This is a genomic window from Streptomyces sp. R44 (assembly GCF_041053105.1).
Taxonomy (GTDB): Bacteria; Actinomycetota; Actinomycetes; order Streptomycetales; family Streptomycetaceae; genus Streptomyces.
The window spans coordinates 5,554,873-5,567,648 of the sequence record NZ_CP163444.1 but is presented as its reverse complement, the minus strand read 5'-3'; the positions used below and the strand labels follow the sequence as shown (position 1 = coordinate 5,567,648).

At 71.4% G+C, this 12,776-nt stretch carries 12 protein-coding genes and 1 pseudogene; 1 reads left to right on the top strand and 12 read right to left on the bottom strand.

The features are described from left to right. Window positions 1-96: 96 nt before the first annotated feature. Genes AB5J54_RS26030 through AB5J54_RS26020 form a run of 3 tightly spaced genes read right to left on the bottom strand, consistent with a single transcriptional unit; the run spans window position 97 to window position 1,570 of the window. Entirely contained in the window at window positions 97-462 is a 366-nt protein-coding gene (locus AB5J54_RS26030; RefSeq protein ID WP_369146335.1) for a DUF6113 family protein, read from the bottom strand. After that, on the bottom strand, window positions 459-1,349 hold the full coding sequence (mshB, locus tag AB5J54_RS26025; protein ID WP_369146334.1) for an N-acetyl-1-D-myo-inositol-2-amino-2-deoxy-alpha-D-glucopyranoside deacetylase: 891 nt from the start codon (window positions 1,347-1,349) through the stop codon (window positions 459-461). The genes AB5J54_RS26030 and mshB overlap by 4 nt, the downstream gene beginning before the upstream one ends. 26 nt (window positions 1,350-1,375) lie before the next feature. Next, window positions 1,376-1,570, bottom strand: coding sequence for a hypothetical protein (locus tag AB5J54_RS26020; RefSeq protein ID WP_015035959.1), 195 nt, complete (start codon window positions 1,568-1,570; stop codon window positions 1,376-1,378). Between the two features lie 177 nt (window positions 1,571-1,747). Between AB5J54_RS26020 and AB5J54_RS26015 the strand changes: the two genes are divergently transcribed. Then, window positions 1,748-3,916, top strand: coding sequence for a prolyl oligopeptidase family serine peptidase (locus tag AB5J54_RS26015; protein WP_369146333.1), 2,169 nt, complete (start codon window positions 1,748-1,750; stop codon window positions 3,914-3,916). Window position 3,917: 1 nt separating this feature from the next. Here AB5J54_RS26015 and AB5J54_RS26010 read toward each other — a convergent pair whose 3' ends face one another. The 9 genes and pseudogenes from AB5J54_RS26010 to AB5J54_RS25970 form a co-directional block, all read right to left on the bottom strand. Next, window positions 3,918-4,856, bottom strand: coding sequence for a hypothetical protein (locus tag AB5J54_RS26010; RefSeq protein WP_369146332.1), 939 nt, complete (start codon window positions 4,854-4,856; stop codon window positions 3,918-3,920). Between the two features lie 177 nt (window positions 4,857-5,033). Continuing rightward, window positions 5,034-6,089, bottom strand: a complete 1,056-nt coding sequence (locus tag AB5J54_RS26005) for an ABC transporter ATP-binding protein (protein WP_369146331.1) — start codon at window positions 6,087-6,089, stop codon at window positions 5,034-5,036. After that, window positions 6,082-7,065, bottom strand: coding sequence for an ABC transporter ATP-binding protein (locus AB5J54_RS26000; protein ID WP_369146329.1), 984 nt, complete (start codon window positions 7,063-7,065; stop codon window positions 6,082-6,084). Before AB5J54_RS26000 ends, AB5J54_RS26005 begins: the two co-directional genes overlap by 8 nt. Before the next feature lie 6 nt (window positions 7,066-7,071). Further along, on the bottom strand, window positions 7,072-8,070 hold the full coding sequence (locus AB5J54_RS25995; protein ID WP_369146327.1) for an ABC transporter permease: 999 nt from the start codon (window positions 8,068-8,070) through the stop codon (window positions 7,072-7,074). After that, window positions 8,063-8,986 (bottom strand): ABC transporter permease, encoded by a 924-nt coding sequence (locus AB5J54_RS25990; protein ID WP_369146326.1) that lies wholly within the window; start codon window positions 8,984-8,986, stop codon window positions 8,063-8,065. The genes AB5J54_RS25995 and AB5J54_RS25990 overlap by 8 nt, the downstream gene beginning before the upstream one ends. Before the next feature lie 92 nt (window positions 8,987-9,078). Then, window positions 9,079-10,707, bottom strand: a complete 1,629-nt coding sequence (locus AB5J54_RS25985; RefSeq protein ID WP_369146325.1) for an ABC transporter substrate-binding protein — start codon at window positions 10,705-10,707, stop codon at window positions 9,079-9,081. 114 nt (window positions 10,708-10,821) lie between these two features. Next, entirely contained in the window at window positions 10,822-11,256 is a 435-nt protein-coding gene (locus AB5J54_RS25980) for a hypothetical protein (protein ID WP_369149460.1), read from the bottom strand. Window positions 11,257-11,313: 57 nt separating this feature from the next. After that, a pseudogene (locus tag AB5J54_RS25975) lies at window positions 11,314-11,745 on the bottom strand (peptidoglycan-binding protein); the annotation flags it as partial. A 23-nt stretch (window positions 11,746-11,768) separates the two neighbouring features. Beyond that, window positions 11,769-12,773, bottom strand: a complete 1,005-nt coding sequence (locus tag AB5J54_RS25970) for a penicillin-insensitive murein endopeptidase (protein WP_369146323.1) — start codon at window positions 12,771-12,773, stop codon at window positions 11,769-11,771. Window positions 12,774-12,776 lie beyond the last annotated feature (3 nt).

The following is a 12,776-nucleotide window of genomic DNA, read 5'->3' as shown; positions in this document are numbered from 1 at the left end:
CATACTGAACGCCGCCGACTCATACCCGACCCCTGGGTGACGGACGACGGGCAATCCGGCCGAAGTCAGGGCGTCCCCGGTCTCAAGTCGTGCTGTTCACGGGGTCGGTCGGGACAGCCGGGGCAGAGTGGCGCACATCACAGCGAGTGCCATGCCTCCGAAGAGGAAGAGCAGCTCGCCCCCGCCCCCGCCGAACACCCCGTCGCCCTCCGGGCGTCCGAGGCTGAGCAGGATGACGGCGACGAGCCAGCCGCCGGCGGCCGAGGCGACGCCGACCTGGGTGCCGGTGGCGCGGAGCCCTCCGTAGAAGAGGGCGGCGGTGGCCAGGAGCGCGAGGAGCAAGCCGCCGGGGAACCAGGCGGCTTGGACGAGGGACCCGGCGATGCCGACGAGGGCGCCGAGGACGAGCAGGACGGCGTACGAGACGTACCGGACGCCCGGGGAGACGGCGGCGTCGCTCATGCCGTCACTCCCGCGAAGAGGTCCGTCTCGCGCTCGCCCGCAGGGGCGCCCGAGGTGCCCTGGACGAGTTCGTAGTACTCGGTGGTGAAGATCGGCTGGCCGAGGTCGTTGGAGAGGGCGAAGAAGGGACCGTCGACGGCGACTTGGGTGGCGTGGGCGGCCATCGCGGCGCTCTTGCGGGCCGTGTACGCGGGGTCGGCGGCGATCTCGGCGGTGATCCGGTCCTCGTCGACGACGCCGGGCACGTCGTCGATCTCGGCGACGGCGGGGAAGGCGGAGCCCTCGGCGCGGAGCCGGGCGAAGCCGGCCTCGGCGACGGGGCGCGGGACGCGGTTCCAGTAGATCTTGGCGATCGTGTGGGCCGGGCCGAGGTCGGGGCGGTACGAGGCGTCCGCCGCGAGTTCGGCGGCGCGGGTGGCGACCCGGTGGGCCTGGATGTGGTCGGGGTGGCCGTAGCCGCCGTCGGGGTCATAGGTGATCAGGACCTGCGGGCGGGTCTCGCGGATCACCTCGACGAGGTGCGGCGCGGCGGTGTCGACGTCGGTGTTCCAGAAGGCGTTGGCCCGCTTGTTCTGCTCGGCGCCCATCATTCCGGAGTCGCGGAAGCGCCCGGGGCCGCCGAGGAAGCGGTGGTCGGTGACGCCCAGCTCGGTCATCGCGGCGGCGAGTTCGCCGACGCGGTGCGGGCCGAGCCGGTCCTCCCGGTCGGGGGCCAGGTGGGCGAGGTCGGGCGGGATGACCTCGCCCTCCTCGCCCAGCGTGCAGGTGACCAGGGTGACGAGGGCACCCTCGGCCGCGTACCTGGCCATGGTGGCGCCGTTGTTGATCGACTCGTCGTCCGGGTGCGCGTGCACGAGCAGCAGACGGCGGGCGGGGAGATCGGACATGCCCCCACCCTACGAGGTCGGGCCGGTCAGAACTTGAGGCCGCCGATCATGCCCGCCACGTTCGTGGTGAGGGTGCTGATGGACGGGGCGATGGAGGAGCTCGCCAGGTAGAAGCCCAGGAGCGCGCAGACCGCCGCATGTCCAGCCTTCAGCCCGGATTTCCGGATCAGCAGGAAGACGACGATCGCCAGCAGCACCACCACGGAGATCGAGAGTGCCACGGCGGTTCACCTCCACCTTCGGTCGGATATTCGAGCGGTTCGGTCGATCAGCATGTGCCAGAGGGCATGCCAGTCCGATGCATACCCACCTAGCGCTACGGATCATAACTATCCGTGCGGCCGCATCGATCGGCGGACGGAGGCACGAGGGGGGCGCACAGCGCTAGTTTCAGCCGCATGACCTTGTCTTCGCAGCAGCCCGCCACACCCTCGGCCGGGCTCTCCTTCCCCCGCCAGCACGCCCGGACCCAGCGGTTCACCCTGGGGGTCCCGCGTGGTTTCTCGGTCTCCCCGGACGGGGAGCGCGTGGTGTTCGTCAGATCCGGTTCCGGGACGGACCGTTCGCACCGGCTCTGGGTGCTCGACCTGCCCCGGGACGGCGAGCCCGGGGAGCGGGTGGCCGCGGACCCGGCGGCGCTGCTCGCGGGCGCGGAGGAGGAGTTGTCGCCGCAGGAGCGGGCGCGCCGGGAGCGGAGCCGGGAGGGCTCGGCGGGGATCGTGGCGTACGCGGTGGACGGGGCCGTGGAGTTGGCGGCGTTCGCGCTGTCGGGGCGGCTGTTCACGGCGGAGCTGCGGGCGGGCACGGCGCGGGAGCTTCCGGTGCCGGGGCCGGTGATCGACCCCCGTCCCTCGCCGGACGGGCGGTTCGTGGCGTACGTGACGGAGGGCGCCCTGCGGGTGGTCGGCGCGGACGGTTCGGACGACCGTGCGCTGGCCGTTCCGGAGGACGAGCACGTCTCCTACGGATTGGCCGAATTCATCGCCTCCGAGGAGATGGGCCGGGACCGCGGCTCCTGGTGGTCGCCCGACTCGGACCGGCTGCTCGTGGCGCGCGCGGACGACCGGGCGGTGCGGCGCTGGTGGATCGCGGACCCGGCGCACCCGGAGCGGGAGCCGCAGCGGGTGGGGTACCCGGCGGCGGGGACGGCCAACGCGGAGGTGCGGCTGTTCGTGCTGGGCCTCGACGGGTCCCGTACGGAGGTGGTGTGGGACCGGGAGCGGTATCCGTATCTGGCGCGGGTGCACTGGTCGGCGGCCGGGGCGCCGCTGCTGCTCGTGCAGACGCGGGACCAGCGGGAGCAGCTGTTCCTGTCGGTGGACCCGGAGTCGGGGAAGACCGCGACCGTGCGGGCGGAGACGGACCCGGCGTGGCTGGAGCTGCACCGCGGGGTGCCGGCGTGGGGGCCCGGCGGCGGGCTGGTCCGGGTCACGGACGAGGGCGGGGCGCGGGTCCTCGCCGTCGGGGAGGAGACGTGGACGGGTCCGGAGCTGCACGTCCGGGCGGTGCTCGACGTCGGGGCGGACGACGTCCTGGTGTCGGCCTCGGCGGGTGAGGCGGCGGCGGAGCCGGAGACCGGCGAGATCCATGTGTACCGGGTGACCGGGCGGGGCGCGGAGCGGCTGACGCGGCTGTCCGAGGGCACCGGCGTGCACGGCGCGGTGCGCTCCGGCGCGGTGACGGTCCTGGTGTCGGCGCGGCCGGAGGAGCCGGGGAGCGTGGCGCGGGTGCTGCGGGACGGCGAGCGGGCAGCGGTGGTCGCCTCGTATGCCCAGCGGCCGGTGATCTCCGCGCGCGTGCGGCTCACGGAGGCGGGGGCGCGGCGGATCCCGTGCGCGGTGCTGCTGCCCTCGGGGTACGAGGAGGGGGACGGGCCGCTGCCGGTCCTGATGGATCCGTACGGCGGTCCGCACGGGCAGCGGGTGCTCGCCGCGCACCATCCGTACCTGACCTCGCAGTGGTTCGCGGACCAGGGCTTCGCGGTGGTCGTGGCGGACGGGCGGGGCATGCCGGGCCGCTCCCCCGCCTGGGAGAAGTCGATCCTGCGGGACCTCTCGCCGACCCTGGACGACCAGGTGGAGGCGCTGCGGGCGCTGGCCGGGAGCTTCCCGCTCGATCTGGACCGGGTGGCGATCCGCGGCTGGTCGTACGGCGGCTATCTGGCGGCGCGTGCGGTGCTCCAGCGGCCCGACGTCTTCCACGCGGCGGTGGTCGGGGCGCCGGTGACGGACTGGCGGCTGTACGACACGCACTACACGGAGCGGTACCTCGGCACCCCGCAGGACGACCCCGAGGTGTACGCGGCCCAGTCGCTGCTGACCGACGACGGCCTGTCCGCGCCGGAGGAGCCGGCCCGGCCGATGATGGTGGTGCACGGCCTCGCGGACGACAACGTGGTGGTGGGGCACGCGCTGCGGCTCTCGTCGGCGCTGCTCGCGGCGGGCCGGCCGCACGAGGTGCTGCCGCTTTCCGGGGTGACGCACATGACGCCGCAGGAACAGGTCGCGGAGAACCTGCTGCTGCTCCAGGTGGACTTCCTGAAGCGGTCGCTCGGCCTCAGCCGCTGAGTCACCAGCCGGGGGGTGTCGGGTAGGGCGGGGCCGGGGGGCGTGCCCCGGCCGCCGGGTACGGGCCGGGGGCGGCGGCGGGGGCGCCGCGCCCGGCCAGGAGCGCGAGGACCGCGAGGCCGGCGAGCAGCTCGAAGACGGAGGTGAGGACGTCCGCCGCGTCGGGGGTGGTGAGGTCGGCGAGGCGGGTGAGGGTCTCGTACCGGACGGCGCGGGCCACCCCGCCGAGGCCGCCGGCGGTCAGGAGCCAGGCGGCGAGGAGCCCGAAGGCCCGGCTGTGGCGGGCCCGTGCGAGGCAGGAGACGGCGGCCGTGCCGTACAGGCCGAGGGCGATCGCCGACAGCCAGCCGGGCGGGGGCGCGAGGGCGGGTTTCACGACGGAGCGGCCGCCGGTGAACCGGTCGACGGTGATCTCCAGGGGCAGTTCGCCGGCCCAGTACAGCTCCCACAGGGTGGTGAGGAGGGCGGCGACCGCGAGGAGGATCCCGGCGGCGACGGCGGGGCCGGTACGGGGGCGAGTGGGCTCCTGCTCGTAGGGGGCGTCCGCCGGGCGGCGGCCGAGGGCGGCGGCGAGGACGAGTCCGGTGCCCAGGGCCAGTTCGAGGAGGGAGGTGACGAGGACGCCGCTCCCGGCCGCCCAGAGCCCGGGGAGGCGCAGGGCGAGGGTGACCGCGCCGGCGGCGGCGAGGGCGGAGGCCGCGTGCCGTGAGCGGAGCGCGGCGACGGCGCAGGCGGCGTAGGCGGCGAGGAGGACGGGGTCGATCAGGGAGGTGGTGGACCGCCCCCGGATCAGGAAGTGGTGGTCCCCGGCCCAGTACCAGGCGAGGTCGGCGGGCGACCCGAGCGCGGCGAGGTCCTTGAGGATCCACACGGCGGCGATGAGGGCGAGCGCGGCGCAGAGCGCGGCGCCGGTGAGACGTGCCGGTCGTGTCACAGTCACGGCCCCGATACTCACGGTCGCGACCGACCGAAACAAGCGGTTCCGCATGAACGGAACATGGCAGCCGGCCGGGGCGACATGGCGCGCCCCGGCCGGCTCACGGCACCCGCACGGCCGTACAGGATCCACTGTCCAATGTCCGTATATCGGATCCGATTCCGTCCGGTTGCCCGCGCGTTACGGCGTCGGGGGCTCCTCCTGGGGCTCCTCCGGGGGCACCACCTGCTTCTCCTCCGCGAAGTGGCAGGCCGAGTCGTGCTTCGCCGGGCTGTCCGTGAGGCGGAAGACGGCCGGGACGGCGAGGAGCGGGACTTCGAGGGTGCAGCGCTCCTGGGCCTTCCAGCAGCGGGTACGGAAGCGGCAGCCGGAGGGGATGTTGGCCGGGGACGGCACGTCGCCGGAGAGGAGGATGCGCTCGCGGTGGGCGCGCGCCTCGGGGTCGGGCACGGGCACGGCGGAGAGCAGCGCCTGGGTGTAGGGATGGGTGGGGTGGTCGTAGATCTGGGCGTCGGTGCCGATCTCGACGATCCGGCCGAGGTACATGACGCCGACGCGGTCGGAGATGTGCCGGACGATCGAGAGGTCGTGGGCGATGAAGACGTACGACAGGGAGAACTCGGCCTGGAGGCGGTCGAGGAGGTTGACGACCTGCGCCTGGACGGAGACGTCGAGCGCGGAGACCGGTTCGTCCGCGACGATGACCTCGGGCTGGAGGGCCAGACCGCGGGCGATGCCGATGCGCTGGCGCTGGCCGCCGGAGAACTGGTGCGGATAGCGGTTGATGTACTCGGGGTTGAGGCCGACGACGTCCAGGAGGTCCTGGACCTTGCGGCGCCGGTCGCCCTTGGGCGCGACCTCGGGGTGGATCTCGTACGGCTCGCCGATGATGTCGCCGACGGTCATGCGCGGGTTGAGCGAGGTGTACGGGTCCTGGAAGACCATCTGGATGTTGCGGCGGACGGCCTTGAGGGCGCGCGGGGACATCTTGGTGAGGTCCTCGCCCTTGTAGCGGATGGTGCCGGAGGTCGGCCGCTCCAGATTGACCAGCATCTTCGCGACGGTCGACTTGCCGCAGCCGGACTCGCCGACGATGCCGAGGGTCTCGCCGGCGGCGAGGTCGAAGTCGACCCCGTCGACGGCCCTGACCGCGCCGACCTGCTTCTTGAAGAGGATGCCCCGGGTCAGCGGGTAGTGCTTGTGGAGGTCCCGGACTTCGAGAATCGCCTCAGCCATGGAGGCACTCCTTCCAGAAGTGGCAGGCGCTGGCGCGCGGCACCGGGGACTCGGTCACGTCGTACAGCGGCGGCACCTCGGTGCGGCAGCGGTCCCGGGCGAGCGGGCAGCGCGGGTTGAAGGAGCAGCCGGGGGGGATGGCGAGGAGGTTGGGCGGCAGGCCCTTGATCGCGTAGAGCTCCTGGCCCTTCTGGTCGAGGCGCGGGATCGAGTCGAGCAGGCCCCGGGTGTAGGGGTGGGCGGGGGCCTTGTAGATCTCGTGCACGGGCGCCTGTTCGACGATCTTCCCCGCGTACATGACGGCGATCTTGTCCGCGACGTCGGCGACGACGCCGAGGTCGTGCGTGATGAGGATGAGGCCCATGTTGAGCTCGCGCTGGAGCTCGGCGAGGAGGTCCATGACCTGGGCCTGGACGGTGACGTCGAGGGCGGTGGTGGGCTCGTCGGCGATGATCAGTTCGGGTTCGAGGGCGAGCGCCATCGCGATCATGATGCGCTGGCGCATGCCGCCGGAGAACTGGTGCGGGTACTGGCCGACGCGTTCCTTGGCGGCGGGGATGCGGACCCGGTCCATCAGCTCGACGGCCTTGGCCTTGGCGTCCTTGCGCGACATTCCCCGGTGGACCTGGAACATCTCGCCGAGCTGGTCGCCGACGCTGATGACGGGGTTGAGGGAGGACAGCGCGTCCTGGAAGATCATCGCCATCTTGGCGCCGCGGATCCTGCGCCGTTCCTCCTCCTTCAGCTTGAGCAGGTCCTGGCCCTGGAAGAGGATCTCGCCGCCGCTGATCTTCCCCGGCGGGATGTCGAGGATGCCCATGACGGCCTGGGCGGTGACGGACTTGCCGGAGCCGGACTCGCCGAGGACCGCGAGGGTCTCCCCCGCGTCGACGGAGTAGTTGACGCCGTTGACCGCCTTGGCCACCCCGTCCCGGGTGTGGAACTCCACGTGCAGGTCGCGCACTTCGAGCAGCATGGGTCCCTACCTCAGCTTGGGGTCGAGGGCGTCGCGCACCGCGTCGCCGAGCATGATGAACGCGAGCACGGTGATGGCGAGCGCGCCGGCCGGCCAGAGCAGCATGTGGGGCGCGTTGCGGATGTACTGCGACGCCGAGGAGATGTCGATGCCCCAGGAGACGGTGGGGGGCTTCAGGCCGACGCCGAGGTACGACAGGGTCGCTTCGAGGGCGATGTACGTGCCGAGGGCGATGGTGGCGACGACGATGACCGGGGCGACGGCGTTCGGCGTGATGTGCCGGAGCAGCATCCGGGAGTTGGATGCGCCGAGCGCGCGGGCGGCCTGGACGTAGTCGTTCTGTTTGGCGGTGATGACGGAGCCGCGGGCGATGCGGGAGATCTGCGGCCAGCCGAGGAGCACCATGAAGCCGATGACGGGCCAGACGGTGGAGCTGGTCACCACGGAGAGGAGCACGAGGCCGCCGAGGACGACGGGGATGGCGAAGAAGACGTCGGTGACCCGGGAGAGGATGCCGTCCCAGGTGCCGCCGAAGAAGCCGGCGAGGCCGCCGAGGATGCTGCCGAGGACCGCGACGCCGAGGGTGGCGAGGACGCCGACGGTCACGGATGTCCGGGCGCCGTAGACGGTGCGGGTGTAGACGTCGCAGCCCTGGCCGTTGAAGCCGAAGGGGTGGCCGGGCTGGGAGCCCTCCTGCGCCTTGGACAGGTCGCAGTCGAGCGGGTCTCCGGAGGCGATCAGCTGGGGCCAGATGGAGATGATCACCAGGAAGGTGATGACGAGCGCGGAGATGATGAAGATCGGGTTGCGGCGCAGGTCGTGCCAGGCGTCGGACCAGAGGGAGCGGGGCTTCTTGTCGGCGCCGGTTCCTTCCGGGCCGCCCGGTGTCTTCTCGAGGGTCTCGGCCTCCTGGGTGCCGAGGTCGGATGCGCCGCCGGCGCCGGTCGATGCGATGGCGCGCCCTTCTTCTCCGTACGACTCAAGGGGCTCAAAGGGCTCAGGCATAGCGAATCCTCGGGTCAAGGACGGCGTACAGGAGGTCGACCAGCAGGTTGGCCAGCAGGAACACCAGGACGAGGATCGTCACGAAGCCGACGACGGTCTGGGTGTTCTGGCGGACGATGCCCTGGTAGAGCTGGTAGCCGACGCCGTGGATGTTGAAGATCCGTTCGGTCACGATGGCGCCGCCCATGAGGGCGCCGATGTCGGCGCCGATGAAGGTCACCACGGGGATGAGGCTGTTGCGCAGCAGGTGCCGGGTGACGACCCGGCGGCGGGGCAGGCCCTTGGCGACGGCGGTGCGGACGTAGTCGGCACGCTTGTTCTCGGCGATGGAGGTCCGGGTGAGCCGGGTGACGTACGCGAGCGAGACGGACGCGAGGACGAGGCCGGGGACGATCAGTTCGTTGAAGGGCGCCTCGGGCGAGACGGCCGGCTTGATCCAGCCCCATTCGACACCCAGGAGCAGCTGGAGCAGCAGACCGGTGACGAAGGTGGGGATGGAGAGGACGACCAGGGTCAGCAGCAGGACGCCGGTGTCGACGGGGTGGCCGCGCTTGAGGCCGGTGACGACGCCGAGGGTGATGCCGATGATGATCTCGAAGAGGATCGCGACGATGGTGAGCCGGATGGTGACCGGGAAGGCGCTGGCCATCAGCTCGGTGACGGGCTGGCCGTTGAAGGCGGTGCCGAAGTCCCCGGTGAAGACGTTGCCCATGTAGGTCAGGTATTGCTGCCAGACCGGCTTGTCGAGGCCGTACTCCTTCTCCAGCTGGGCGGTCGTCGCCGGGTCGCAGGCGCGGTCGCCGCAGAGGCCGGCGATGGGGTCGCCCATCACGTTCACCATCAGGAAGATCAACAGCGTGGCGCCGAAGAAGACCGGGATCATCTGCAGCAGCCGCCGGATCACGTATCGACCCACGGAGGCCTCCAGGAAGGGTGGGTTGCGGGACGGCGTACGGCCCGGCGCGGGGATCCGCGGCCCGGGCCGTACGCCGCCGTACTGCTACGTCGTCACTTGACCTTGATCTGGTCGTAGACCGGGACGCTGAAGGGGTTCAGGGTCACGTTCTCGACCCTGTCCGAGTAGCCGGCGCTGCCGTTCTGGTACCAGAGCGGGATGGCCCCCATGTCGTCGCGGAGGACGCCCTCGGCCTGCTGGAAGAGTCCGACGGCCTTCGCGGTGTCGGCCTCGGCGTTGGCCTCGTTGACCAGCTTGTCGAATTCCGGGTCGGAGTACTTGCCGTCGTTGGAGGAGGCGTTGGTGTAGTACAGCGGCTGGAGGAAGTTCTGGATGAGCGGGTAGTCCATCTGCCAGCCGGCGCGGAAGGGGCCCGGCAGCTTCTGGGTGCTGGCCTGGCTGCGGAAGTCGGCGAAGGTGCCGATCGGGTTGCCGACGCAGGCCTTGTTGTTGCCGAGGGCGTTGTTGATGGAGTTGCAGACGGCGTCCACCCACTCCTTGTGGGAGCCGGTGTCGGCGTTGTACGAGATCTTCATCGTGCCGCCGGGAATGCCGCCGCCCTCGGCGACCAGCTTCTTCGCCTCTTCGGCGTTGTACTTGCAGAAGTCGCCGCAGACGTCCTTGAAGCCGCCCTCCTCGCCGAGCACCGGGGAGGTCCAGTCGACGGCGGGGGTGCGGGTCTTTTGGAAGATCGTCTCGGTGATCTGCTGGCGGTTGATCGCCATGGAGAGGCCCTGCCGGAGCTTCTCCTGGCCCGGCTTGTTCCACGCGGGGTCGTAGAACGGGAAGGAGAGGGTCTGGATGATGCCGGCGGGGACGTTGATGTACCGGTCGCCGAGGTCGGCCTGGACGTTCTTGAGCTGGGAGGCGGGAACGTCGTCGACGAGGTCGAGGTTGCCGGCCGTCAGGTCCGTGTAGGCGGTGTTGTTGTCGGTGTAGACCTTGAGGGTGATGCCGCCGTTCTGGGCCTTGTCCGGGCCGGGGTAGGCGTCCCACTTCTTCAGGGACATCTGGGAGCCCTTGGAGTACGAGTCGACCGTGTACGGGCCGTTGCCGATGGGCTTCGAGAGCCAGCCGGCGTGGTCGCTGTAGAAGGCCTGGGGCAGCGGGGAGAAGGCCGCGTAGCCGAGGGTGATGGGCCAGGTGGAGAACTTCTGCGTGAGCTTGACGGTGAAGGTCTGGGGGCCGGTGACCTTGAGGCCGGACATGGTCTCGGCGGTGGGCTCGCCCTTGTCGGGGTGGACCTTGTCGTAGCCCTCGATCTGGCCGAAGAAGTACGCGTTCTTCTGGTTGTTCTTCAGGCTGGCGCCGTAGTTCCAGGCGTCGACGAAGGACTTCGCGGTGACCTTCTCGCCGTTGGAGAAGGTCCAGCCGTCCTTGACCGTGATGGTGAAGTTCTGCGAGTCCGTGGTGTCGATCTTCTCGGCGAGCATGTTCTTGGCCTCGCCGGTCTTCGGGTCGTACTGCTTGAGCCCTCGGAAGATCATGGACAGGACCTTGCCGCCCTGGACCTCGTTGGTGTTGGCGGGCTCCAGCGGGTTCTGCGGGTCGCCCCACGAGGAACTCACGATGCCGTCGGCCCCTCCCCCGCCACCGCCGCTGTCGCCGCCGCCACAGGCCGTCGCCGCGAGGGCGACGGCGGTGGCCAGTGCGGCCCACTTGGCGTGTGTGGCTCCGCGCATGGAGTGCCTCCCGATGGTCTTGCCGAGACTTAGGCCCCCATATCACCGCAACCCGGACAGGGTCGCATCTCGGCGACCGCTGTCCGGGTTGCGTTGCGCCGGATCGGGTTCGGGTCAGTTCAGGAAGGTCACGTCCCAGTGGTTGCCCTCGTTGGCGTAGATGTTGCCCGAGTGAGCGGTGTAGAGGGCGGCGCCGTCACCCCGCTGGCCGGAGTAGGGGAAGGTCCCGGTGACGTAGCCGGTCAGGCAGCTCGACATGGCGAAGTCCAGCTTGTAGCCGTTCCAGTGGCTGTACGTGCCGCTCGCGTGGCCCGTCTCCGTGCCGCCGGTGATGTTCATGGCGCAGCCACTCGCCCGGCGCAGCGCGACCGCGCCGTCGGCGGAGGCCTGACGCAGGCCGTCGAAGGAGGTGCAGCTGCTGCTGTTGCGGTCGGAGCAGTTGCCCGAGGAGCTCCAGGTGATGCCGGCCGCGGTGAAGAGGGCGGCGGCCTGGGCGTGGGTCAGCAGGCCGCTGCCGCCGCCGCTGCCGCCGGAGGAGCCGGTGACCAGGGCGCGCCAGGTGTCCGGACCGACGATGCCGTCCGCGTCGAGGCCGTGGGAGGACTGGAAGGAGCGGACCTTGCCGTCGGTGCCGTCGCCGAAGGCGCCGTCGACGGCGAGCCCCGCCCCGTACCGGTTGAGCTGCGCCTGGGCGGCCTTCACCGCGGAGCCGTTGTCGCCCTTGCGGACGGTGACGATCAGCCGGGACCAGGTGTCGGCACCGACGACGCCGTCCACGGAGAGGCTGCTCGCGCTCTGGAAGCTGCGGACCTTGGACTCGGTGCCGGAGCCGAAGACGCCGTCGGCGGAGGTGGCGTAGCCGCGGGCGGTCAGCAGGTGCTGGACGGTGGTCACCTGGACGCCGCTGCTGCCGTTCTTGACCAGCGGCCAGTCGGCGGCGAGGGCGGGGGCGGCCTGGAGCACGCCGGCCAGCAGGGCGGTGACCACTGCGGCGAGCAGCGCGGCCGCGAGGCCGGGCAGTCTTCTCGCGAGTGTCATGGCGGGTTCCTCGAACTCTCGGGTCAGCACTGGTAGTTGCCGTCCGGGTGGACCGGCTCGCAGTAGCGGATGTGCAGGTGGTTGTCGTGGTTGGGGTACTGGACGGTCAGCCCCTCCGCGATCAGCTGCGGGTCGTTGAAGTAGATGAACTTGACGTGTCCCGGGGCGGCGGCGCGCATGGCCTTGACCAGCTCGCGGGTGGCGGCACGGTCGTAGCTGCCCGACTCCCAGGTGATGCGGGAGCCGCCGCACTGCGCCGAGTCGGTGCGCACGGGCCAGAAGTCGACGTCCAGGCCGACCTGGTGGCTGGCGTGGCCGGGGATGGAGCCGCCGTGCTCGAAGGCGATGTCGCCGACCGGGACCTTGCCGCGGCCGAGGGCGGCGAAGGTGCGGGCGCCGGCCTCCAGCTGGCCGATGGCGGCGGCGGTGCCCCAGTCGGCGGAGCTGTTGCCGTCGGGGTTCTGGTTGCACAGGGTGCCGGCGTTGTAGTCGGCGTACTCGTAGTGCCAGAGCAGGTTGGTCCAGGTGTCCGGGCCGACGATGCCGTCGGCGCCGAGGCCGGCGTGGCTCTGGAAGGTGCGGACGGCCGAGGCGGTGCCGGGGCCGAAGGCGCCGTCGACCGAGAGGCCCGCGCCGCGCTTGGCGTTGAGCAGGTACTGGACGGCCTTCACGGCCTCGCCCTGGCTGCCCTCCCGGACGGTCGGGGTCAGCGCCCGCCAGGTGTTGGGGCCGACGATCCCGTCGGCGCCGAGGCCGTGGGAGGACTGGAAGGAGCGGACGGCGGTGTCGGTGCCGGAGCCGAAGACGCCGTCGGCGGTGAGCTGCGCGCCCTGCCCGTTGAGCAGGTACTGGAGGGCGGTGACGTCCGAGCCCCGGTTGCCCTTGCTCTGACTGGGGACGAACGCGCCGGAGAAGGCGTGCGCGGGCGCGCCCAGACCGATGAGCACGAGCAGCGCGGCGAGGGCGGCGAGCGCCGCGAGCGGGACCGCCTCGCGCAGGGGGCGGAACGACCGGATGGTCGACGACATGAC